This window comes from Allosalinactinospora lopnorensis (assembly GCF_000981225.1).
Taxonomy (GTDB): Bacteria; Actinomycetota; Actinomycetes; order Streptosporangiales; family Streptosporangiaceae; genus Allosalinactinospora; species Allosalinactinospora lopnorensis.
Genome location: NZ_LAJC01000020.1, coordinates 1 through 21,721, shown reverse-complemented (window position 1 = coordinate 21,721; position 21,721 = coordinate 1). Strand labels below are relative to the sequence as shown.

General features: G+C 69.7%; 20 protein-coding genes and 3 pseudogenes. 16 read left to right on the top strand and 7 right to left on the bottom strand.

Translation table 11 applies throughout. The features are described from left to right. Positions 1 to 18 precede the first annotated feature (18 nt). The 4 genes from VS93_RS09630 to groL all read left to right on the top strand — a co-directional run bounded on the left by VS93_RS09630 (position 19) and on the right by groL (position 4,540). Complete coding sequence (locus VS93_RS09630; RefSeq protein WP_046469631.1) at positions 19 to 1,062, top strand: amidohydrolase family protein; 1,044 nt, start codon at positions 19 to 21, stop codon at positions 1,060 to 1,062. After that, positions 1,059 to 1,781 (top strand): iron-sulfur cluster assembly protein, encoded by a 723-nt coding sequence (locus VS93_RS09625; protein WP_046469630.1) that lies wholly within the window; start codon positions 1,059 to 1,061, stop codon positions 1,779 to 1,781. The genes VS93_RS09630 and VS93_RS09625 overlap by 4 nt, the downstream gene beginning before the upstream one ends. Continuing rightward, positions 1,778 to 2,803, top strand: a complete 1,026-nt coding sequence (locus VS93_RS09620; protein ID WP_046469629.1) for an NAD(P)-dependent alcohol dehydrogenase — start codon at positions 1,778 to 1,780, stop codon at positions 2,801 to 2,803. Before VS93_RS09625 ends, VS93_RS09620 begins: the two co-directional genes overlap by 4 nt. A gap of 87 nt (positions 2,804 to 2,890) precedes the next feature. Next, positions 2,891 to 4,540: a chaperonin GroEL gene (gene groL / locus VS93_RS09615; RefSeq protein ID WP_046469628.1), complete on the top strand. Its 1,650-nt coding sequence runs from the start codon at positions 2,891 to 2,893 to the stop codon at positions 4,538 to 4,540. A gap of 275 nt (positions 4,541 to 4,815) precedes the next feature. On the opposite strand, the gene VS93_RS30045 is transcribed toward groL, so the two are convergent. Together VS93_RS30045 and VS93_RS09610 are read right to left on the bottom strand one after the other, a co-directional pair. Further along, the gene (locus VS93_RS30045; protein WP_173434286.1) at positions 4,816 to 4,992 is read right to left on the bottom strand and encodes a hypothetical protein; all 177 of its coding nucleotides are present in this window, start codon (positions 4,990 to 4,992) and stop codon (positions 4,816 to 4,818) included. A gap of 221 nt (positions 4,993 to 5,213) precedes the next feature. Then, positions 5,214 to 6,023, bottom strand: coding sequence for an SDR family oxidoreductase (locus VS93_RS09610; RefSeq protein WP_046469627.1), 810 nt, complete (start codon positions 6,021 to 6,023; stop codon positions 5,214 to 5,216). 107 nt (positions 6,024 to 6,130) lie between these two features. Here VS93_RS09610 and sigJ point away from each other — a divergent pair, with 107 nt between their 5' ends. The 5 genes and pseudogenes from sigJ to VS93_RS09595 all read left to right on the top strand — a co-directional run bounded on the left by sigJ (position 6,131) and on the right by VS93_RS09595 (position 10,188). Then, positions 6,131 to 7,027, top strand: coding sequence for an RNA polymerase sigma factor SigJ (sigJ, locus tag VS93_RS09605; protein WP_046469626.1), 897 nt, complete (start codon positions 6,131 to 6,133; stop codon positions 7,025 to 7,027). Positions 7,028 to 7,466: 439 nt separating this feature from the next. Further along, a pseudogene (locus VS93_RS32910) lies at positions 7,467 to 8,147 on the top strand (MFS transporter); the annotation flags it as partial. A 41-nt stretch (positions 8,148 to 8,188) separates the two neighbouring features. Then, positions 8,189 to 8,848, top strand: coding sequence for an MFS transporter (locus VS93_RS32905; RefSeq protein WP_338022711.1), 660 nt, complete (start codon positions 8,189 to 8,191; stop codon positions 8,846 to 8,848). A gap of 72 nt (positions 8,849 to 8,920) precedes the next feature. Continuing rightward, positions 8,921 to 9,049: a hypothetical protein gene (locus VS93_RS32460; RefSeq protein ID WP_269082820.1), complete on the top strand. Its 129-nt coding sequence runs from the start codon at positions 8,921 to 8,923 to the stop codon at positions 9,047 to 9,049. A 173-nt stretch (positions 9,050 to 9,222) separates the two neighbouring features. Continuing rightward, complete coding sequence (locus tag VS93_RS09595; protein WP_046469625.1) at positions 9,223 to 10,188, top strand: LysR family transcriptional regulator; 966 nt, start codon at positions 9,223 to 9,225, stop codon at positions 10,186 to 10,188. Positions 10,189 to 10,300: 112 nt separating this feature from the next. Here VS93_RS09595 and cynS read toward each other — a convergent pair whose 3' ends face one another. Together cynS and VS93_RS09585 are read right to left on the bottom strand one after the other, a co-directional pair. Then, a complete protein-coding gene (gene cynS, locus VS93_RS09590) occupies positions 10,301 to 10,747 on the bottom strand; it encodes a cyanase (protein WP_046469624.1) in 447 nt (148 codons plus the stop codon). Positions 10,748 to 10,929: 182 nt separating this feature from the next. Beyond that, positions 10,930 to 12,153 carry a CdaR family transcriptional regulator gene (locus VS93_RS09585; RefSeq protein WP_046469623.1) on the bottom strand — a complete coding sequence of 408 codons (1,224 nt, stop codon included), beginning with the start codon at positions 12,151 to 12,153 and terminating at the stop codon, positions 10,930 to 10,932. 136 nt (positions 12,154 to 12,289) lie between these two features. Between VS93_RS09585 and VS93_RS09580 the strand changes: the two genes are divergently transcribed. From VS93_RS09580 to VS93_RS09575, 3 genes are all read left to right on the top strand, one after another. Then, on the top strand, positions 12,290 to 13,735 hold the full coding sequence (locus VS93_RS09580; protein ID WP_046469622.1) for a sodium:solute symporter family protein: 1,446 nt from the start codon (positions 12,290 to 12,292) through the stop codon (positions 13,733 to 13,735). Next, entirely contained in the window at positions 13,732 to 13,887 is a 156-nt protein-coding gene (locus tag VS93_RS28990; protein WP_156184748.1) for a hypothetical protein, read from the top strand. The genes VS93_RS09580 and VS93_RS28990 overlap by 4 nt, the downstream gene beginning before the upstream one ends. Before the next feature lie 116 nt (positions 13,888 to 14,003). After that, the gene (locus VS93_RS09575; protein WP_046469621.1) at positions 14,004 to 15,296 is read left to right on the top strand and encodes an NAD(P)/FAD-dependent oxidoreductase; all 1,293 of its coding nucleotides are present in this window, start codon (positions 14,004 to 14,006) and stop codon (positions 15,294 to 15,296) included. 53 nt (positions 15,297 to 15,349) lie between these two features. Here the strand turns inward: VS93_RS09575 and VS93_RS09570 are convergent, their stop codons facing one another. The 3 genes from VS93_RS09570 to eat all read right to left on the bottom strand — a co-directional run bounded on the left by VS93_RS09570 (position 15,350) and on the right by eat (position 17,403). Beyond that, positions 15,350 to 16,102, bottom strand: a complete 753-nt coding sequence (locus VS93_RS09570) for a FadR/GntR family transcriptional regulator (RefSeq protein WP_236700442.1) — start codon at positions 16,100 to 16,102, stop codon at positions 15,350 to 15,352. Between the two features lie 105 nt (positions 16,103 to 16,207). Further along, positions 16,208 to 16,348 (bottom strand): hypothetical protein, encoded by a 141-nt coding sequence (locus tag VS93_RS31330; protein ID WP_236700441.1) that lies wholly within the window; start codon positions 16,346 to 16,348, stop codon positions 16,208 to 16,210. Next, positions 16,312 to 17,403 carry an ethanolamine permease gene (gene eat, locus VS93_RS09565; RefSeq protein WP_236700440.1) on the bottom strand — a complete coding sequence of 364 codons (1,092 nt, stop codon included), beginning with the start codon at positions 17,401 to 17,403 and terminating at the stop codon, positions 16,312 to 16,314. The genes VS93_RS31330 and eat overlap by 37 nt, the downstream gene beginning before the upstream one ends. 521 nt (positions 17,404 to 17,924) lie before the next feature. Here eat and VS93_RS09560 point away from each other — a divergent pair. From VS93_RS09560 to VS93_RS09545, 4 genes and pseudogenes are all read left to right on the top strand, one after another. Next, positions 17,925 to 19,292: a glutamine synthetase family protein gene (locus tag VS93_RS09560; protein ID WP_046469620.1), complete on the top strand. Its 1,368-nt coding sequence runs from the start codon at positions 17,925 to 17,927 to the stop codon at positions 19,290 to 19,292. A 50-nt stretch (positions 19,293 to 19,342) separates the two neighbouring features. Beyond that, positions 19,343 to 20,703, top strand: a pseudogene (locus VS93_RS09555) (aldehyde dehydrogenase family protein). Between the two features lie 17 nt (positions 20,704 to 20,720). After that, a pseudogene (locus VS93_RS09550) lies at positions 20,721 to 21,484 on the top strand (3-oxoacyl-ACP reductase). Positions 21,485 to 21,523: 39 nt separating this feature from the next. Beyond that, positions 21,524 to 21,721, top strand: a 198-nt coding sequence (locus VS93_RS09545; protein WP_046469619.1) for a gamma-glutamyl-gamma-aminobutyrate hydrolase family protein, incomplete at its 3' end; no start/stop codon positions are given.

Below are 21,721 nucleotides of genomic sequence, written 5' to 3'. Positions count from 1 at the left end.
CGAACCTCAAGGAGAGACATGTACCGAAAAGACGGCGAGAACTACTTTGTTGTGGACAGCCACGTGCACTTCTGGGACGGCAGTCCCGCTAACCAGGCGAACCGGTACGGCAAGGGCTTCATCGAGTGCTTCTTCGACTACCACCGCAACCTCAGTCCGGAGGAGTACCACTGGCCGAAGGAGAAGTTCGAGAAGTACTCCGAAGAGACCCTGGTGAACGACCTGTTCCATGACGGTTATGTCGACAAGGCCATCTTCCAGCCGACCTACCTCGCCGACTTCTACGTCAACGGGTTCAACACCACGGAGCAGGACGGCGCGGTCGCCGAACGGCACCCCGGCAAATTCATCGTCAACGGCGCGTTCGACCCGCGTGAGGGCGAAGCCGGCCTGGCCCGGCTCGAAGCGCTCACCGAACGCTGGCGGCTGCATGGCGTCAAGCTCTACACCGCGGAGTGGAGGGGCGAGTCCAAGGGGTGGAAGCTCACCGATCCCTGGGCCTACCGCTACCTGGAGAAGTGCGAGCAGCTTGGTATCAGCAACATCCACATCCACAAGGGCCCGACGATCTACCCGCTCAACCGGGACGCCTTCGACGTCGCCGACGTCGATGACGTCGCCACCGCTTTCCCGAACCTGAACTTCATCATCGAACACGTGGGGCTGCCGCGGCTGGAGGACTTCTGCTGGATCGCCACGCAGGAACCCAACGTCTACGGCGGGCTGGCGGTCGTCATGCCGTTCATCCACTCCCGCCCGCGCTATTTCGCCCAGGTCATCGGCGAACTGCTGTACTGGCTGGACGAGAACCGGATCACCTTCGCCAGCGACTACGCGATCTGGCACCCCAAGTGGCTCGTCGAGCGGTTCGTCGACTTCCAGATCCCCGGGGACATGCAGGGCGAGTACGGCGTCCTCACCGCCGACACCAAGCGGAGGATCCTCGGGATCAACGCGGCCAGGCTCTACGACATCGAGGTTCCGGCCGAGGTCGCGGCGCAGCTTCCGGAGAGTGAGCGGGCCGGGGGCGGGCTCGTCTCCGCGCCGAGGGTGCCGGCATGAGCTCCGCCGTCGAGGACACGCTGACGGTCCGGGTCTGGGAGGCGCTGGACACCGTTGTCGACCCGGAACTCGACCAGCCGATCACCGAACTCGGGTTCGTGGAAGGGCTGGACGTCACCGCGGACAGTGCGGGCGGACGGCGGGTGCGCCTCCGGCTGCGACTACCGACGTACTTCTGCGCCCCGAACTTCGCCTACCTGATGGTGGCCGACGCGCACGACGCCGCCAGTGCCGTGCGGGGAGTCTCCTCGGTGCGGGTCGAGCTGGAGGACCATTTCGCGGCGGATGAGATCAACGCGGGAGTCGCCGCGGAAGCCGGCTTCGGTGGCTCCTTCCCCGAGCAGGCCACCGGCGAGTTGTCCGACCTCCGGGCGGCCTTCCGGCGCAAGGCACACCTGGCCTGCCTTGAACGGGCATGCAGGCGGCTCATCGACGACGGGTGGGAAATCGACGCACTGGCCGACGGCCGGATCGGCGACCTCCCCGCGTCGCAGGAGCGCGACAGCCTGCTGCGCAGGCGGTCCGAGCTCGGGTTGCGCACGGAGCTCGACGCGCCCCTGTTCGTCGAGGACAGCGGTGATCGGGTTCCGTCCGACCAGGTGGCGAAACGGCTGCGCTTCGCCAAAGCGGTCCGGGTCAGCATCGACGGCAATGCGGGCGTCTGCCGGGGACTGCTGCAAACGCGGTACCAGCGGATCGCACAGGAGGGAGAGGGATGAAAGCCGTACAGCTCAGCAACTACGATCGAACGCCCGAGATCGCGGACGTGGCAGAGCCCGAGGCCGCCGCACCTCTGGATGTCGTCGTCAGGATCGGTGGTGCCGGTGTCTGCCGGACCGACCTGCACATCATCGAGGGGCAGTGGGCGCAGAAGACCGGGGTGTCCCTGCCGTACACGCTGGGACACGAGAACGCGGGCTGGGTGCACGCCGTTGGTTCGGCGGTCAGCAACGTCGAGGTCGGCGACCCCGTGATCCTGCACCCACTCGTGACCTGCGGCCTGTGCCGGCCCTGCCGCGGCGGGGACGACGTCCACTGCGAGAACTCGACGTTCCCCGGAATCAACACCGACGGCGGCTACGCCGAGTTCCTCCGGACGAACGCCCGTGCCGTCGTCAAGCTCGGCGACTCGCTCGAACCCGCCGCTGTGGCGGCCCTCGCGGACGCCGGCCTCACGGCCTACCACGCCGCGAGGAAGGCCGTTGCCGCACTGCGCCCGGGGGACACGGTGGTGGTGATCGGTTCGGGAGGGCTCGGCCACATCGGCGTCCAAGCGCTGAAGGCGATGACGCCGGCTGAGGTGATCGTTGTCGACCGCTCGTGGGAGGCGCTCGGGCTCGCCGAACTGGCAGGGGCGGAGCACCTGGTCAACGCCGATGGCACCCAGGTCGAAGCGGTCCTCGACCTGACAGACGGCCACGGGGCCGAGGCGGTCGTCGACTTCGTCGGTGAAGGGGGCGCCATCGAGGACGGCATCGCCATGCTGCGCAGGACGGGCGACTACTACGTCGTCGGCTACGGCGGGACCCTGGCCATCCCGACGATCGACATCATCTCGACCGAGATCAACTTTGTCGGCAACCTCGTGGGCTCCTACAACGACCTTGAGGAGCTGATGACCCTGGCGGCACGGGGGAAGGTCTCGTTGCACACGCGCACCTACCCGCTGACCGACTTCGGCAAGGCGCTGGAGGACCTCGACAACGGTCAGGTCAAAGGCAGGGCGATTCTCGTGCCATGAGCCGCCGCCCCTCGCGCAAGCCGGCGGGCGCACCCAGACCCGCGAAACCTCGTTCCACTCAATCCAAGCGAGAAGGGTAGTCGAGTCATGGCCAAGGAATTGCGCTTCGATGCCGAGGCACGCCAGCTCCTCGAGGCGGGCGTGAACGCTCTCGCCGACGCGGTGAAGGTGACACTTGGCCCGAAAGGCCGCAACGCCGTGATCGAGAAGCTGACCGGCGCACCGACCATCACCAACGACGGCGTGACCATCGCCAAGGAGATCCAGTTGCGCGACCCGTTCTCCAACATGGGCGCGCAGTTGGTCAAAGAGGTGGCGATGAAGACCAACGGTGTCGCGGGGGATGGGACGACCACGGCCACCGTGCTGGCGCAGGCGATCGTGCGGGAGGGGTTGCGCGCCGTCGATGAGGGCGCCAACCCGATGCAGCTCAAGATAGGAATACAGCGCGCCGTCAACGCGGTGATCGAGGTGCTCGTCAACCGTGCCCGCGATATCTCGGACCAGGCCGACCTCGCCCACGTCGCGAGCCTGGCGGCCAACAACGACCCGGAGATCGGGGAGACGATCGCGAAGGCGATGGGACGTGTCGGCCTTGGCGGTGTGGTCACCGTAGAGGAGTCGCCGGCGTTCGGCCTTGAGGTGAGTTTCGCCGACGGCGTGGAGTTCGGCAACGGCTACGTCTCGCCGTACATGGCGGCGGACAAGGACCGCATGGAAACGGTCTTCGAGAACCCCTACATTCTGCTGACCAACGAGAAGATCTCCAGAATCCAGACCCTGATGCCCGTGTTGGAGCAGGTCACCCGCAGTGGACGGCCGCTGGTGGTCATCGCTGAGAACGTGAGCGGCCCCGCCCTGGGGATGCTGGTCGCCAACAACGTCCACGACACGTTCAGGTCGGTCGTCGTGCGTGCGCCCGGCTTCGGGCACCGGCGGATCGCCGAACTGGAGGATCTCGCGGTGTTCACCGGCGGACAGGTCATCGCCGGAGACGCCGGACAGAGCGTCGATTCCGTGCAGCTCGACCACCTCGGTAGCTGCGACAAGATCACGATTACCGAGAGCAGCACGACGCTTGTCGGCGGTGCCGGGGCCGATGCGCTGGTGACCGCACGCATCGAGCAGGTCAAGCGCGAGCTTGAGCGCGCCGAGAACGAGCACGACCAGGACAGCCTGCAGACCAGGATCGCACGGCTGTCCGGAAGCGTCGCGGTGATTCACGTGGGCGCCGCCACCGAGGTCGAGCTGCGGGAAAAGCAGCACAGGGTAGAGGACTCCCTGTCGGCCACCCGCGCCGCGATCGAGGAGGGCGTCGTAGCGGGCGGGGGGACGGCCCTGACGCAGGCCGAGCACGTGCTGAGCCGACTCGATGTCACCGGGGACGCCGAAATCGGCGCCGAAATCGTCCGGCGAGCGCTCGGAGAACCGCTGCGCTGGATCGCGATCAACGCCGGCCACAACGGCGACGCCATCGTCGAGCGTGTCAAGAGGCTGCCGGAGGGCCAGGGCTTCGACACTTTCAGCGAAGAATACGGCGACATGTTCCGCCTTGGCATCATCGACCCGCTGAAGGTGACCCGTTCCGCTCTACAGAGCGCGGCATCGATAGCCGCGTTGCTGCTCACCACGGAAACCCTGCTGGTCGAGGAGATCGTGCAGAATCCGGGGGCGATCGTGGCGCCCCAGTTCGGCGATCTCGCCGAGGGGATGGTCCGGCCCTCGAACATCTACTAGCGGCCGTCCCCGGGGCGGCTCGGAACCGGTCCCGTACGGCACGGGAAAGGCAGGTCCCGGCCGCTCGGTGGGATACCACCTGAACGGTCGGCCGGGTGTGGGCCCCGGGTGAGTCGCGGCACTCGGCCCACGCCCGGAACAGCGTACCGGCGCTCGCACGGGTCGATCACGCCTCCCGGTGGCCGGCTCCTCTCCGGCCCCGATCGTCGCCCGTTCCCGCACGGGGCCAGGACGGCGACGCCCGCCACGACACACGCCGCCGGCAGCGCTCCTGGCTAGCCGAGCACTTCCAGCAGCACGATGAGGAGGACGATGCCGAGCATGGAGAAAGCGAGGACATAGCATCCGACATTCCCGGTCGGTCCCGGGTCCCGGGTAGGGGTGCGCGGGATGTGGGTCTTGCCTCCCCCGCGTCTCGGACGGGAACCACCTGATTTCTTCCGGGCAGCCATCCTCAAGCGTTCCTTACACGCCACATGCCGGACATCTGTCGCGAAGAGCCTACGACGCGACACCGCGGTTCGGCTAACCGAGGGCCCGCGCCCGCCGGATGCGCGGCCCCGCCCTCGTGCCGGTGCCGCTGAAGCGGTGTCCGCGGCGCGGCCGGTCGCGGTGCGCGGTTCCGGCGGGACGCGCTCTCGACGCCCCGCCGAAACGATCAGCCCGGTACCTCCTAGTCGCGGCCGGTGCCCTGTTCCGCCGGGACCTGTTCCGCCAGGAACCGCTCCCAGGTGCGGTGGCCGGCGGCGTGGTCGGGAGTGAGGTTGGCACCGGCGCGGACCGCGCGGGCGGCCCCGCCCGGCAACCGGACCGGCGTGATCAGCCGGTGTCGACGGCGGGCCTGCAGGTAACCGCGGAGCAGGTCGGGAGTGCTGTAAACGCGGGGGCCGCCGAGGTCGGGCAGCAGGCCAGCCGGTCGGTCGAGCGCGGCTTCGACCAGGCGCCCGGCCACCTCGTCGGTGTCGACGGGCTGGAACCGGAACCCCGCCGGGACCGGGATCACCGGCAGCTTCGCGAGTTGCTGGGCCACGGTCAGCATCAGGTCGTGGAACTGGGTGGCGCGCAGTGTGGTCCACGGCAGGCCCGAGTCGGCCACGACCTGCTCAGCGGCCCGCTTGGCGGCGAAGTAGCCGAACATCGCGCGGTCCAGGCCGCTGGCGACGGGGATCCGGTCGGCGCCGACGACCGAGATGTACACCAGGTGCCGCACCCCTGCCCGGGATGCCGCCCGCACCAGGGTGCGGGTCTTGTCCTCGTCGCCCTTGGCGCTGCCCGCGCAGTGCACAACGGTCTCCACTCCCTCCACTGCGGCCTCGATTCCCTCGCCGGTGGCCAGATCACCGGTGGCGGACTCGACGCCGTCGGCGGTGCCGTGACCGCGCCGGCTGAGAACCCGCACGTCGACGCCGGCCTGGTGCAGGCGCGGCACGATGCGGCGCCCGAGCGTCCCGGTGCCGCCGGTCACTAGAATCGGTGCTGTCATGGTTCCTCCACGGCTTGTGGACTTCCGGGAGCCGAACGCCGCTGGTCACGTCGGCCGGCTTCCGCGCGTCTACTGCTATGACCCCCGGCAGGGAAGGAATGTGACCGATGGGCGAGGCGAGTGAGCGCGCATCGTCGACCCGGCAGTTCGAGCGGCACCGTCCCCGCCTGCGCGCGGTGGCCTACCGGATGCTCGGCTCGGTCAGCGAGGCCGAGGACGCTGTGCAGGAGGCCTGGCTGCGGCTGCACCGTACCGACACCAGTGGCGTGCAGAACCTCGACGGATGGCTGACCACGGTCGTGGGGCGGGTGTGCCTGAACATGCTGCGCTCCTGCCGGTCGCGGCGGGAGGAACCACTGGACGTGCACGTGCCCGACCCGATCGTCAGCCCCGAGTCCGGACTCGACCCCGAGCACGAGGCGCTGCTGGCCGACTCGGTCGGACTGGCGCTGCTGGTGGTGCTCGAGACGCTGACTCCGACCGAGCGGCTCGCGTTCGTGCTACACGACATGTTCGCCGTGCCGTTCGACGAGATCGCCCCAATGGTCGAGCGGTCCCCGGCCGCGGCCAGGCAGCTCGCCAGCCGCGCACGCCGCCGGGTCCACCAGGGGGCTCCGGCCCCCGATCCCGACCTCGCACGCCAGCGTGAGGTCGTCGACGCGTTCTTCACCGCCGCCCGCATCGGGGACTTCAGCGCGCTCGTCACCGTGCTCGCCCCGGACGTCGTACTGCGCGCCGACGGCGGCCTCGCGCGTGCTCGCCAAACGACCGTCCTCCGCGGGGCGCAGTCCGTGGCCGAGCAGGCGCTCACCTTCGCCAGGCTGTCCCCGTTCACCCGGCCGGTGCTGGTCAACGGCGCCGCCGGAGGCATCGTCGCCGCGCATGGACGGCCACTGTCGATCATGGGCTTCACCGTCACCCAGGGCCGGATCGCGGCCATCGACGTGCTGGTCGACCCCGAACGCCTCCGCGGGCTCGACCCGTCCCGCCTGCCCGATCACTGAGGACGCACCGGCCCGGGGCGGGTGGGCGCGGCGCGCGGCCGACCGCCACCGGGAACGGCTCGTCGCGCGGACCCGCACCGCGCAATTCGAAACGCGCACCATTCCGTCCGCGCGGCTCCTTGTGGACGCTACCCGCAGTGACGAAATTACTTGCGATAAACAGTGTTTATCGCAACTTAGGAAAATTATATTTGATATTTATCACGCGGCGTCCGACCATGGTCCCTGGCCGCGCTGTTCACAGCGTGTCCGTGGAATCAACACGAGGGGTTTTCGATCACGACGGTCCTCAGCGCAACCGGGCCCCGCCGGCCGCCCGCGCTCCAGCCACGCCCCGCGGCGCCGCCGAGCCCTCTCAATCGAACAGGGTGCGATCCGGGGGGCCCGGCCGAATTCTTGATACATACCGCCTCACAATCGGGGCGCGGTGGTGGCACCAATGACCGAAATGCGTGAAGGATGGCGAATGTTGTCATTTCTTGACCGTGAACGCAGCGTAGCGCCACCAGGGTTCAGCCGGTGGTTAATCCCCCCAGCGGCGTTGGCGGTGCACCTGTCGATTGGACAGGTCTATGCGTTCAGCGTGTTCAAGAACCCGCTGGTCGAGAGATTCGACAGCTCGCTGACCGCGATAGGGATCGTTTTCAGCATCTCCATCGTCATGCTCGGGCTCTCCGCCGCCTTCGGCGGAAAGTGGGTGGAGCAGAACGGGCCGCGGAAGGCCATGTTCGTTTCCGGGGTGTTCTGGACGGGCGGCTTCCTGGTCGGCGCGCTCGGCGTGGCCACGGGGCAGCTGTGGCTGCTCTACCTCGGATACGGGTTCCTGGGCGGTATCGGGCTGGGGATCGGCTATATCTCCCCGGTCTCCACACTGATCAAATGGTTCCCGGACCGCCCGGGGATGGCGACCGGGATGGCGATCATGGGGTTCGGCGGCGGCGCGCTCATCGCGTCCCCACTGTCCACCATGCTTCTCGACCTCTATGCCCCCACCCCCGCGGACGCGATCGTCCCGGCGTTTCTCACCTTGGGCGCCGTCTACTTCGCGGCCATGATGCTGGGGGCGGTGGCGGTCCGGGTTCCCCCCGAAGGTGGGCGCCGGCCAACGGGCGGCCCGAGCAGGCGACCGCCGGCCGGACGGACGGTACCGATGGGGTCAGCGTGGAGAGCGCCTTTCGCGCCCGGCAGTTCTGGCTGCTGTGGATCGTGCTGTTCTGCAACGTCACCGCCGGTATCGGCCTTCTCGAACAGGCCTCCCCCATGGTGCAGGACTTCTTCGGCACGGTGGGCCCCGCTGAGGCGGCGGGATACGTCGGGTTCCTCTCGCTGTGCAACATGATCGGGCGGTTCATCTGGTCGTCCACCTCCGACGTCATCGGCCGCAAGCGCACCTACATCGGCTACCTCGGTGTCGGAGGGCTGCTCTACCTGCTCATCGCGACCTCGGGCACCAGCTCGGTGGTGCTGTTCGTCGCCGTCACCGGGGTCATCCTCTCCTTCTACGGCGGCGGCTTCGCGACGGTACCCGCCTACCTGAAGGACCTCTTCGGCTCCTACAACGTCGGCGCCATCCATGGCCGGCTCCTCACCGCCTGGTCCTGCGCGGGCATCGCCGGCCCGTTGATCATCAACGTCATCGCGGACTTCCAGCTGGCTCTCGGCCGTACCGGCGCCGAACTGTACGTACTGTCGCTGTACGTCATGGTCGGGGTGATGGCGATCGGGTTCTGCGCCAACATGCTGATCCGGCCGCTCGGCGGCCAGGCTCCGCCGCAGCCGCGCGGCGAACGTTCCGTCCCCGCCGAGAGGTCCCCGAGCTGAGCGGGCGCCCGGGACGGCTGCCCGGCCGCCCCGGGGTGCGGGCCCCGTTCCACGGCACAACCAGGAGAGCAGATGTCCAACGACCGGTCCCACACGTTGTCGGTCCTGTGCGCCGGCCTGCTCTGGGTGCTCGTTGTCGGCGCTCTCGGCTACGGCGTTCTCCAGACCGCTATTCAGGCCGCCGCGCTGTTCTCCGGATAACCGGTCCCGAAATGGCGAGAACGCACGCCCCGGCGGCAGGGGGGGCGATCGCCGGCCCCGCGGGAGTGCGGGTGCCGCCTGACCGGCCCGCCGCGGCGCCACGTGTCCACGTCCGCGCCTCGCGGCAGGGACGCCTCCCGCGACCGGAAAACGGGAACGAGTAATATCACAACATGTTGCTAAGCCAGCTGGAATACCTCACAGCGCTGGCCAGAGAGTGTCATTTCGCCCGTGCGGCCAAAGCGTGTTTTGTATCGCAGCCCGCGCTCTCCGCAGCGATCAGGAAACTCGAAACCGAGTTCCAGGTGCCCATCGTCAAACGCGGCAATCGGTTCATGGGGTTCACCCCGGAGGGTGAGCGGATCGTAAGCTGGGCCCAACGGGTCCTCGCCGAGCGGGACGCCCTGGTCGACAACGTCAACACAATGCGCGAAGGACTCAGCGGCTGCCTGCGCATAGGGGCGATACCGACGACGCTCAGCTCCATATCCCTGCTGACGACTCCCTTTTCTCTGCGGTATCCGCTCGTGTGGCTGTCGATAACGTCGATGTCGTCGGTCGAAATCCAGCGGAGCCTCTCCGGATTCGAGATCGACGTGGGAGCGACCTACATCGACAACGAGCCTTTGGCGAACGTGCGGAAGATCCCCCTCTACGAGGAACGCTACCTTCTGCTCACCTCGGCGGAGGGAAGATTCGCCGACCGCGATTCCCTGACGTGGTTCGAGGCCGCCCAAATACCACTGTGCCTGCTCTCCCCCGACATGCAGAACCGCCGCATCCTCAACGAGGCGTTCCGGAAGGCCGGGTGCGAGCCCACACCAACGGTGGAGACCAACTCGGTGACCGCGCTCTGCTCCCATGTCCGGGACGGCGCATGGTCGGCTGTCATGTCGCACGCCTGGCTGTACCTCTCCGGCGTTCCCGACGGCATGCGCGCGATACCGCTGGTCGAGCCGGAGATAAGCCAGCAGGTCGGGCTCGTCGTCTACGACCGGGAGCCGGAACCGGTCCTCGCGCGGGCGCTGCTGGAAACCGCCCGCGGCCTGGACATACAGAGTCACCTGGAGCAGACCGACCCGGGAGGGCCCTCCGTGTCCCCGGCTCAGCGGAACGGGGACCGCGATCTCACCCTGTGACGTCCGCCGCTCCTCCGCGCGGCAGCGGAGCGCGGAGGCCCCCGCGCCGCCCGTGGCGCCGCCCGGCGGGAGCGAGGACGTCCTCCCTGCTCGGCGGCGCCAGGGGCGCCGGCTACCACGTGCGGTAGGGCAGGAACTTGCCGTCCAGGGTGACCACGACCCGGTCGCCCTTGGGATCCTCACGGCGGGAGACGTCCATCGTGAAGTCGATCGCGGACATGATCCCGGTGCCGAACCTCTCCTCGATGACCGCCTTGAGCGTGGTGCCGTAGACCTGCACGATCTCGTAGAACCGGTAGATGAGCGGGTCGGTCGGGACCGCCGCGCCGAGGGACCCCCGGCTGGCGTCCACCTGCAGCGCCGCGACCGTCTCGGCGTCGAGGGCGAGTACCTCGCCGGCCCGCACCGCCTGCTCCCTGGTCATGGTGTTCTGGCCCAGCAGTGCGGAGGCCACCCACACCTCGTGCGCCCCGACCGCCTTGGCGATCTCCTCGAAGCTCAGGCCGGACTCCGCCTTGGCGGCGATGATGCGTTCGGTTGCGGTAGAACGGTCGATCATTTCGAAACCCCCCTGGTCACAGGCTAGCTTGCGGTCTGTTCGGCGGTCAGCCCCAGAGCAGCGAGGCGCGCAGCCCGTAGTGGGCGGGATCCCGCGCGAGCCGGTCGGCGCCGCGCGGCCGGGGAAAGGGTCCGGCGGCCGCTCCCACCGGCCGTTCCGGATACCGCGGACGCGGCCGTTGTTCAGCCCCCGGATCCGGCCCCGAGCCCGGAGGGGGCGCCAGCGCCGCTCTCCAACCCGTCCGCCACGCAGGCCAGGTAGAGGGTCAGCGAGGTGGGGTGGTCGCGGATGGAACCGCCGTACAGGTTCTCGATCCGCTCAAGGCGGTGCACCACGGTGTTGCGGTGGACTCCCAGAGCGGCGGCGGTCCGGATGAGGTTGAAGCCGTTCTCGCACCACGCGAGGATCGTCTCGCGGTAGAGAGGCCAGTCGCGGTGGCCGCTCAGCGTCGGCGGTACGCACCTGAGAAGACGTTCCCGCGGGTGGTGGCCCATGGCCGCGAGGGCCTGGTGGATGCGCAGATCGGTGATGCGGTGGACACGTTCGCCGGGTTGCGCGCGCCGTCCCAGGCGCAGCGCGTCGAGCGCGTCCTGGTAGGCGTCGTGCAGGCCGGCCACCGTCGTCGCGAGGCCGCCGATGCCGGCACGGGTGGTGTGCCCGTGGCGCGCGGCTATGGTGTCGAGCACCCGCAGGCACACCCGCCGCACGGCGCCGTCCGTGTCCGGAGCCGCGTCCCGGTCCGTCCAGTGCCGCAGGACCGCGAACCGGCCCGAGGCGGTGGCCGCGACGATGTCCTGCCCTCCGCTGAACGCCTCGCGGATCGTGCGGAGGATCTCGGGGCGCAGGGTGTCGGCGCCCAGCGCGCGGCGCTGCCGCGCGCCCGCGGGCTCCGGGACGTCGATGAGGATGGCGACGCGGCGCAGCGTGGGGGAGTATCCGAGATCGCGCGCGCGGACCTCGACGGCCTCAGGGTCGACCCGGTCCCGTTCGAAGGACGCGATGTCCCGGACGAGATCCTCCACGGCGCGCTCGCGGAGCATCTGGGAGTACTGGGTGGCGGACTCCTGCAGCAGGATCTCGATCTGGCGGCGCACGACCTGCCCGAACCGGCGCACGTGGTGGGGCGAGCCGGTGATCCCGACGGTGCCCACCGCCTTGCCCCCCAGCACGAGTGGGAGGGTGATCCCGGCGCGCACTCCCCGCAGGTCCTGAGCCTGGGCCGAAGCGTGGGTGGCCTCGCGGAGGGTGTGCAGTACGTCCAGCGACGCCTCATGCAGGCTGTCGACGCGGCTGGCGTCCCCACTGCCGAGAACGATGCCCTTGTCGTCGGTGATGAGCACGTTATAGCCGATGACGGCGCTGGTGTCGCGGGCGATCTCCTGCGCCAGCGAGTGTGTCAGCAGCATGCGCCCCCTCCGGAATGCTGTACGAACCGTACGATCGAGCGCCGAGAATGCGACCGCTATAAGTATCACTCATACAGTGACCTCCATCACAGGGCTGTCTAGCGTTGGGGTGACATCCAGCCAGGAGGAGTCCCCCATGACAGTCATCGACTGGGCCATGCTCGCTCTGTATTTCGCGGCCCTCATCGTGATCGGTGTGCAGACGGTGCGCCTGGTCACGAGCTCACACGACTACGCAGTCGCGGGCAACCGCATCGTCTGGCCGGTGCTCTTCGGCAGCCTCGCCGCCTCCTTCCTGGGCGGGGGCGCTTCCATGGGCAACGCGAGCAACACCGCCGATCAGGGCTATGTCTACTTCTTCGCGTTCTCCGCCTTCGCGCTCTCGGCGTTTCTGGTGGGCACCTTCGTGGCGCCCCACCTGAAGCGCTACGTCCACGCCCACACCGTGGGCGACATCATGGAGGCCCACTACGGCCGCGGGTCGCGGCTGATCACCGGCGTGCTCTCACTGCTGGTGTGCACCGGCATCCTCGGGGCCCAGGCCCTGGCCGTCGGGGTGGTCATCAACCTGACGATCGGCATGGCCATGGTGCCGGCCATCCTCATCGGCATGGGCATCGTGGTGCTCTACTCCACGTTCGGCGGCGCCTGGGCGGTCATCCAGACCGACATGCTGCAGTTCGTCTTTTTGGGCCTGCTGCTGCCGGTCACACTGCTCATCGGCCTGTTCCAGCTCGGCGGGGCCGAAGGGCTCTTCGCGGCGATGCCCGAGGGCCAGACCAGCCTCATCGGCCAGTTCAGCGCCCCGGTGTTCATCGGGCTCTTCCTGGCGTTCCTGCTCGGGGAGACACTGGTCCCGCCCTACGCCCAGCGGGTGTTCTCCACCCCCGATGGCCGCAACGCCCGCAAGGGCATGATGCTCACCGGCGCGTTCTCCCTGCTGTTCTACTTCGTCACCGCCACCATCGGGCTGGTCTGCCTGGCGCTGTTCCCCGACCGCATCGCCGGCGACCAGGCGATTCCCACCGTGGTGATGGAGCTGCTGCCGGTCGGGCTGACCGGGTTGGCCATCGCCGCGCTGCTGGCCGTGGTCATGTCCACCGCCAGCTCCTACCTCAACTCCTGCGCGATCGTCTTCGTCAAGGACGTCTACAAACCCTTCATCCACCCGGGGGTCAGCGACCGGAGCCGCCTGGCACTGGAGCGGGTGCTCACCCTCGTGGTGGGGGCCGGCGCGATCCTCTTCGCGGTCTCCGTTCCCGGCATCGTCGACGCCCTGCTGCACAGCTACAGCTTCTGGGCGCCCACGATCGTGATCCCGCTGCTGGCCGCGCTGCTGCTGCGTGTTCGCTCCGCGCCCGCGGCCTGGTCGGCCATCATCTCCGGCGGCCTGGTCACCTACCTGTGGGACTGGGTCATCCCGGCCGGCGCCAAGCCGGGCTCGCTCGCGGAGTGGGACGGCCTGGTCTTCGGCGTGCTGGTGAACCTCGCCGTGTTCACCGCCGTGGCCTACGCCACCCGCAACCACACGCCCCCGCTGCCCGACCGTCCCTACCTGGCCCCCGCTGAGGAGAAGTCGTGACCATCTACGCGATCCTGCTCTATGCCGTCCCGCTCGTCTGCATCGTGACCACCGTCTACGTCGGGTTCCTGGGATTCCGGTTCTACGTCGACGAGGTCGTGCGCCACACCGTCGGGGACGCGGCCTCAGAAGGGTCGAACCCGGCGGAATGACCGCCTCGAACACTCCCGCACCCCCTAAGGGCCGGTCCAAGAGATCTCCCCACCCCCTGAGGACCGGCCCGAAAACTTCCGCACACCCTGATTCCCGCAACCCCTGAGGGAGCTTCATGAACGTCGTGGTCATCGGTGGTGGAGTCATCGGCCTCTACTGCGCGCTCGAACTCCTCGGTGAGGGGGTGGGAGTCACGGTCATCGACGACGGTCCGCGGCCGGGAACCGCCACCCCGGTGAGCGCCGGATGGGTCGTCCCATCGCTGTCGGCCCCGTTGTCCGGACCGGGGGTGGCCGGAAAGCTCGCGCGCCAGATCGTCGACCGCAGGTGCGCGTTCGGGATCCGGCCGGCCCCGCCCGCCCGGCTGGCGCGCTGGCTGTGGGAGTTCGCCCGCAGCGGCACGGACCAGCGCCACCGGGCCGGGCTGCGCGCGGTCCTGTCGCTGGCCAACGACAGTGTCGACGCGTTCCGCAAGCTCTCGGCGGCCGAGGAGGGAATGGAGATGCACCACACGGGGGTGCTGCTCACCGCCCGGGAGCCCAGGGGCCTCAGCGAGGCCGTCGCGTTGCTGGAGGAGGCCAGAGCCGAGGGGTACAGCGGCGACTTCGAGATCCTGGACCAGGAGGCCCTGGTGCGGCGGGAGCCCGCGCTGGCGCCGAACGTCCTCGGAGCCGTACACGCCCGCGCGGAGGCGCACCTTCAGCCCGAGACCCTGAGGTCCGCGCTCATCGACATGGTGGGCTCAGCGGGGGCACTGCGCTACGAGGGCACCGCGGTCCAGGGAGTCGAACGGGCCGACGACGGACGATGGAACGTGGTGACCAGCCAGTATGCCGTTACCGCCGACCGGGTCGTCATCGCGGCCGGGGTGTGGTCGACCCGCCTCCTCGACCAGCTCGGCGTGCCCGTTCCCCTGCTGTCGGGTACGGGGCACACCGTGACCGCGGAGGGGATGAGTTCCCCTCCGCGGCACGCGCTCAAGCTCATGGAGCCCAACATCGCGATCGCGCCGTTCAACGACGGCGTGCGCATCGCCGGCCGGTTCGAGCTCGGAGGGCCCGGCGACCACACCTCCCGCCGCTCCGCCGGCCGGCTCCTGCGGGCCGCGGCCCCCTATCTGAAGCGGTGGGATCCGAGCCATGTCCACGCGGAGCGAGCCGGGATGCGTCCCGCTACCCCCGACAGCATGCCCCTGATCGGCCGGGTTCCCGGCGCACCCGGAGTCTTCGCCGCGACGGGACACGGAATGCTGGGCCTGACACTCGCGCCGGGGACGGCGTCCGCTCTGGCCCCCCTCGTCGTCCGCGGGACGGAGAGCGAGGTCCTGCGGCCGTTCGCCCTCGACCGGTTCCGGCGGCGGGACGGAACGGGTCGGGAAAGGCCCGGGGAACGCTCCTTGAGCGCGTGAAAGCGCGGCGGGCGCGCGCCCGGTTCCGCGGGCCCCTGCCGCCGTCCGGGACGCTACCCCAGAAAGCCGCGGAGCAGCGCCGCGGTCCCCTCCAGGTGTTCGGCGACCGCGGCGCGGGCGGCGTCGGGGTCGCGGTCCCGGACGGCGGCGACGATGGCCCCATGCTGGACACTGCTGTGCTGCAGGTTCTTCGCCAGCAACGGCATGGCGTTGAGCAGGTCGTTCACCCGCATCCGGGCTTCGGTCAGCGTGGTGGTCAGGGAGGTCGACCCGGTCAGCTCGGCGAGGGTGAGGTGGAAGACCGTGTCGCAGCGTCGGTAGTCGTCCAGGCCGGCCGCGTCCACCTCGGCGAGCCGGGCGAGCAGAACGGCCTCCTGTTCGGAGGTCAGACCGCGCGCGGCCAACTGGACGGCGGCCCCGATCTCCAGGGCCTCCCGGAAGGCCAGCAGGTCCTCAAGGCCGCCCTCCATTTCGCGCAGCAGCCGAAGCGCCTCGTCCTTGCTGGGGCGGGGCGGAACGTAGGTGACGAAGGTACCGCCGGCCCGCCCGCGGCGCGGCTGGACATAACCGGACTCCTGGAGGGCGCGTATGGCCTCGCGCAGCGTGATCCGGCTGACCCCGAGCCGGGCGGCGAGCTCGCGCTCCGGCGGGAACCGCTCCCCGTACCCCACTACGCCCAGCTTGATCGCCGACAGCAGCCGTTCGACGGTCTCCTCGAACGCGTTGCCCGCTCGGACGGGCCGGAAGACGGCGCCGGCGGCCGGCTCGCCGAGCTCGCCGCCCGGCCCGGCCTGCAGCTCCGGCACGTCTGTTCCTCCGTTCGAGAGTCACCGCCCGTCGCTCCCACTCTAGCCAGCCGACCCGGCCCGCCGCCGGAGGGAACGCCTGTCCCGCCGGCGGCGGCCGGAGGTTCACTTCAGTTCGGCCTCGGCCTTGTCCAGCAGGGCCCACTCCTCTTCCGGGGCGTTGGCGACGAGCCTGTGGCGGGAGTAGAACCAGAAGTAGCCGAGGAAAGTCAGGAAGATCCCGGCGGTGATGGCCGCCCCGACCATGTCCACGAAGAACGTCGCGACCACCGCGGCCAGGGCGAGCACCAGGCGACGCCGGTCGTGAAGATGCCACCGGGGGTGCGGTAGGGGCGGACCAGCCCCGGCTCGCGGCGCCGCAGCACGATGTGCGCGATCATCATCAGCGCGTAGGAGACGGTGGCGCCGAACACGGCGATGTTGATGAGCTGGTCTCCGTCGGCCACGGTCGCGGCGAGCAGGAAGCCGATGCTGCCCGGCACGATGAGCGCCATGTACGGGGTCTTGCGCCGACCCGTCACCGACAGCCAGCGCGGCAGGTAACCGGCCCGCGAGAGCGCGAACAGCTGCCGGGAGTAGGCGTAGATGATCGAGAAGAAGCTGGCGATCAGGCCCGCCAGCCCCACGTAGTTGACGAAGTCGGCGAGGGCGGTGTTGCCGCCGTATGCGGCGCGCAGCGCCTCGGGCAGCGGGTTCTCCGAGTCGGCCAGGGTGGAGGCGCCGGCGCCTCCGGGGGCCAGCACCAGCATGCAGGCCGCGGTGACGAGCAGCACGGTCATCCCGGCGATGATCCCCCGCGGCATGTCGCGCTTGGGGTCGCGCGCCTCCTCGGCGGCCAGCGGCACGCCTTCGATGGCCAGGAAGAACCAGATCCCGAAGACGAAGGCGCCGAGCACGCCCGCGTAGCCGAAGGGCAGGAAGGCGCTGGCGCCGGCGGCGCCGGTGGGCTCGATGTCGAAGAGGTTGGACACCTCGAACTGGGGGATCATGCCGAGGACGAAGGCGAGCAGGGCCACCATCGCCACGCCGGTGATGACGAACATGACGCGCAGCGCCTCGCCGACCCCCCACAGGTGGATGCCGATGAAGACCAGGTAACAAACCAGGTAGACGGGCCAGGCGTTGGCGACGCCGAACAGTCCGAGGGCCTCGACGTAGCCGCCGATGAAGACCGCGATGGCGGCGGGCGCGATGGCGTACTCGATGAGCACCGCCGTTCCGGTGGCGAACCCCGCGAGCGGGCCCATGGCCCGGCGGGTGAACCCGTACCCGGCCCCGGCCGCGGGCAGCGCCGAGGCCATCTCGCCAGGCCGAACACCATGAACAAATACATCACGCCCATGAGGAGAGTGGCGATGAGCAGACCGCCCCATCCCCCTTCGGCGAGACCGAAGTTCCAGCCGGCGAAGTCTCCGGAGATCACGTAGGAGACACCGAGCCCGGCGAGCAGTACCCAGCCGGCCGCGCCCCTTCTCAGTTGTCGTTTGCGCAGATAGTCGTCGCCGAGTTCGGTGTAGTCGGCGGTCTGGGTGTGGATGTGCCCGCCTGCTGGCTCCGTCATGGGCGTTCCCCTCGGGATGGGCTCAACCGACCGAAAGGTATAAGGTCAGTCCTTTCGCGCTTGACGGTTGATGGTGCGTCTCCCTGGCGTCGATGTCAAGACCGGCGCCCCCGCTTTCTCGCACATCACCCCTTGTTACGCAGGCATTTCGCGAAGGCGCGACGCAGGCGGCCCCGGGCCGGGACATTGACAGGCGCTCGTCGCGCTGCTTGCATACCGATAAAGGTCTGGTTTTGAACCTTAAGAGTTGAGGAGCCTCCGGTGAGCGCGAACAACACCCCTCCCCTGGAGCTGGAAGACCTCCGATCCGATGTCGACAGCGGCGCGATCGACACCGTGCTGGTGGCGTTCACCGACATGCAGGGGCGCCTGCAGGGCAAGCGGTTCTCCGCCCGCTTCTTCCTCGACGATGTGGTGCGGCACGGCGCCGAGGGCTGCAACTACCTGCTCGCGGTCGACGTGGACATGAACACCGTGGACGGGTACGCGATGTCCTCCTGGGAGACCGGCTACGGCGACTTCCACCTCGTCCCCGACCTGGCCACGCTGCGCCGCACCCCGTGGCAGGAGGGCGCGGCCATGGTCATCGCGGACCTCGCCTGGCACGACGGCACTCCCGTGGTCCCTTCACCGCGGCAGATCCTCAAGGCCCAGACCGACCGGCTCGCACAGCGCGGGTGGCAGGCGATGGCAGGCACCGAGCTGGAGTTCCTGATCTTCCGCGATTCCTACGAGGACGCGTGGAACCGCGGCTACCGCGGTCTCACCCCGGCCAACCAGTACAACGTGGACTACTCGGTGCTCGGCGGCGCGCGCGTGGAGCCCCTGCTGCGCCGCGTGCGCAACGAGATGGCCGGCGCCGGCCTGCACGTCGAGTCGGCGAAGGGCGAGTGCAACTTCGGCCAGCACGAGATCACCTTCCGCTTCGCCGAGGCCGTGACCACCTGCGACAACCACGGCGTGTACAAGAACGCCGCGAAGGAGATCGCCGCCCAGGAGGGCATGAGCATCACGTTCATGGCCAAGCCCAACGACCGCGAGGGCAACTCCTGCCACATCCACATCTCGCTCCGGGGCGCCGATGGGAGCCCGGTCCTGGCCGAGGGCCCGGGGCTGTCCAAGACCGGTGAGCACTTCCTCGCCGGCCAGGTGGCGGCGCTCCGGGAGCTCACGCTGTTCCTGGCGCCGAACATCAACTCCTACAAACGCTACGTCCCGGGCAGTTTCGCGCCCACCGCTGTGGCCTGGGGAGTCGACAACCGCACCTGCGCCCTGCGGCTGGTCGGGCACGGCCCCTCCCTGCGGGTGGAGAACCGGGTCCCCGGAGGCGACGTCAACCCCTACCTCGCCGTGGCGGCCCTGACCGCGGCCGGGCTCGACGGTATCGACCGGGAACTCCCGCTGCCCGAGGCCTGCCAGGGCAACGCCTACGCCTCCGGCGGCGGCACGCCCACGGTCCCCACCACCATGCGGGAGGCCCTGGAGCTGTGGGAGAAGAGCGAGCTGGCGCGGCACGCCTTCGGTGACGAGGTGGTGGCGCACTACGCCAACTACGCGCGTGTGGAACTCGCGGCGTTCGAGGAGACGGTGACCGACTGGGAGCTGTTCCGCGGCTTCGAGCGGCTGTGACCGGCCGGACCCCTGGGGAGCGACGACCCACCGGACGATACGGGGAGCCCATGACCAAGCACGACGTGATCAACCCGGCCACAGAGGAGGCCGTGGCGTCGGTCCCCCTGGCCTCGGCCGAGGAGACCGATGCCGCCGTGGCGCGGGCCGGGGCCGCCTACCCGGCCTGGCGCGCGGTCCCGCCGGGCGAGCGCGCCCGGATGCTGCGCGCGGTCGCCGACGCCGTCGACGGCCGGATCGAGGAACTCGCCGAACTGGAAGTCCGCGAGGCCGGCCACCCGATCAGCCAGGCCCGCGGCGAGGCGGAGCAGGTGCGCGACGTGTTCGAGTACTTCGCGGCCGCCCCGGAACGCCACTCCGGCCGCCAGATCCCGGTGGCCGGCGGCTGGAGCGTCACCTTCGCCGAGCCGCTCGGTGTGGCCGGCGTCATCGTGCCCTGGAACTTCCCGATGCCGATCTTCTCCTGGGGCGTCGCGCCCGCCCTGGCCGCCGGAAACACGGTCATCGTCAAGCCCGCGGAGCTGACCCCGCTCACCGCTCTGCGTATCGGTGAGCTGGCCCGGGAGGCGGGGCTGCCCGAAGGCGTGCTGCAGGTGCTGCCCGGCGCCGGCCGGGTGGTGGGGGAACGGCTGGTGCACCATCCCGACGTCGCCAAGATCGCGTTCACGGCTCATCGGCCGTCGGCAAGCGCGTCATGGCCGGCTGCGCCGAGGGGGTCAAACGGGTCACGCTGGAGCTGGGAGGCAAGAGCGCCAACATCGTCTTCGCCGACGCCGACCTGGAGCGCGCGGCCGCCGACGCCCCGTACGGAGTGTTCGACAACGCCGGGCAGGACTGCTGCGCGCGGTCGCGCCTGCTGGTGCAGCGCTCGGTCTTCGACCGGTTCATGGAACTGCTGGAACCGGCGGTGCAGGGCGTGGCCGTGGGTGATCCCCGGGAGAGCGGGACCGAGATGGGGCCGCTGATCTCCGCCGGCCACCGCGACAGGGTGGCCTCCTACGTGCCCGGCGGGGCCCCCGTCGCGTTCCGCGGGAGCGCGCCCGAAGGCGCCGGCTTCTGGTTCCCGCCGACCGTACTGGCACCCGTCAGCACGCGGGACCGCACGTTCACCGAGGAGATCTTCGGGCCGGTAGTGACGGTGGTGCCGTTCGAGGACGAGGCCGAGGCGGTGCGCATCGCCAACGACACCGAGCTCGGGCTGGCGGGGTCGCTGTGGACGCGCGACGTCGGCCGCGCCCTGAGGGTGGCGCGCGCCGTGACCGCCGGGAACCTGTCGGTGAACTCCCATTCGGCGGTCCGGTACTGGACCCCGTTCGGCGGTTTCCGGCAGTCGGGGCTCGGGCGCGAGCTCGGCCCGGACGCCCTGGACGCGTTCAGCGACACCAAAACGGTGTTCGTCTCCGACGAGTGAGCAACGACAGGAGGACCATGCAGCGGTTCGAGGGGCGCGTCGCCGTCATCACCGGCGCGGGCAGCGGAATCGGCAGGGCCACGGCGCTGCGGCTGGCCGAGGAGGGCGCATCCGTCGTGGCAGTGGATCTGGACCAGGCCGCCGGGGAGCGGGTCGCCAAGGAGAGCGGCGGGCTGTTCGTCGCGGCGGACGTCACCGACGAGGCCGCCGTAGAGCGGGTCTACGCCGAGGTCAAGGCCGTGTATGGCAGGATCGACGTCGCGTTCAACAACGCCGGGATCTCTCCCCCCGAGGACGACTCCATCCTGGAGACCGGTCTCGACGCCTGGAGGCGCGTGCAGGAGGTCAACCTGACCTCCGTGTACCTGTGCTGCAGGCACGTCCTGCCCTACATGCGGGAACAGGGCGGGGGTCCATCGTCAACACCGCGTCGTTCGTGGCCACCATGGGCGCCGCCACCTCCCAGGTCTCCTACACCGCCAGCAAGGGCGGGGTGCTCTCGCTGAGCAGGGAACTGGGTGTGCAGTTCGCCCGGGAGGGGATCCGGGTCAACGCGCTCTCCCCCGGCCCCGTGAACACACCGCTGCTCCAGGAGCTGTTCGCCAAGGACCCCGAGCACGCCGCGCGCCGGCTGGTGCACGTGCCGATGGGGCGGTTCGCCGAGGTGGCGGAGATCGCCGCCGCGGTGGCCTTCCTCGCCAGCGACGACGCCTCGTTCATCACGGCGTCGAACTTCCTGGTGGACGGTGGCATCTCCGGGGCCTACGTCACCCCCCTGTAACCCCGCCGCGGACGCGCGGATTTCACGAGAGGAAGAGCAGTGCGGCGACCGATCGTCGGGATCTCCTCCTATGCCGAGAACGCACGCTGGGGCCAGGCGTGGGACATGCCCGCGTCGCTCCTGCCCCAGGCCTACGTGGATTCGGTCGCGGGCGCGGGGGCGGTCCCGGTGCTGCTGCCGCCGGTGGAGGGGGCCGCGGAGGCGGTGCGGCGGCTGGACGCGCTGCTGCTGCCGGCG

Excerpts from the sequence above, each read along its gene's own strand:
- VS93_RS09630 (WP_046469631.1), top strand. The coding sequence starts at position 19 with ATGTACCGAAAAGACGGCGAGAACTACTTTGTTGTGGACAGCCACGTG.
- VS93_RS09625 (WP_046469630.1), top strand. The coding sequence starts at position 1,059 with ATGAGCTCCGCCGTCGAGGACACGCTGACGGTCCGGGTCTGGGAGGCG.
- VS93_RS09620 (WP_046469629.1), top strand. The coding sequence starts at position 1,778 with ATGAAAGCCGTACAGCTCAGCAACTACGATCGAACGCCCGAGATCGCG.
- groL (WP_046469628.1), top strand. The coding sequence starts at position 2,891 with ATGGCCAAGGAATTGCGCTTCGATGCCGAGGCACGCCAGCTCCTCGAG.
- VS93_RS30045 (WP_173434286.1), bottom strand. The coding sequence starts at position 4,992 with ATGGCTGCCCGGAAGAAATCAGGTGGTTCCCGTCCGAGACGCGGGGGA.
- VS93_RS09610 (WP_046469627.1), bottom strand. The coding sequence starts at position 6,023 with ATGACAGCACCGATTCTAGTGACCGGCGGCACCGGGACGCTCGGGCGC.
- sigJ (WP_046469626.1), top strand. The coding sequence starts at position 6,131 with ATGGGCGAGGCGAGTGAGCGCGCATCGTCGACCCGGCAGTTCGAGCGG.
- VS93_RS32460 (WP_269082820.1), top strand. The coding sequence starts at position 8,921 with ATGTCCAACGACCGGTCCCACACGTTGTCGGTCCTGTGCGCCGGCCTG.
- VS93_RS09595 (WP_046469625.1), top strand. The coding sequence starts at position 9,223 with ATGTTGCTAAGCCAGCTGGAATACCTCACAGCGCTGGCCAGAGAGTGT.
- cynS (WP_046469624.1), bottom strand. The coding sequence starts at position 10,747 with ATGATCGACCGTTCTACCGCAACCGAACGCATCATCGCCGCCAAGGCG.
- VS93_RS09585 (WP_046469623.1), bottom strand. The coding sequence starts at position 12,153 with ATGCTGCTGACACACTCGCTGGCGCAGGAGATCGCCCGCGACACCAGC.
- VS93_RS09580 (WP_046469622.1), top strand. The coding sequence starts at position 12,290 with ATGACAGTCATCGACTGGGCCATGCTCGCTCTGTATTTCGCGGCCCTC.
- VS93_RS09575 (WP_046469621.1), top strand. The coding sequence starts at position 14,004 with ATGAACGTCGTGGTCATCGGTGGTGGAGTCATCGGCCTCTACTGCGCG.
- VS93_RS31330 (WP_236700441.1), bottom strand. The coding sequence starts at position 16,348 with ATGGTCGGGGCGGCCATCACCGCCGGGATCTTCCTGACTTTCCTCGGC.
- eat (WP_236700440.1), bottom strand. The coding sequence starts at position 17,403 with ATGGCCTCGGCGCTGCCCGCGGCCGGGGCCGGGTACGGGTTCACCCGC.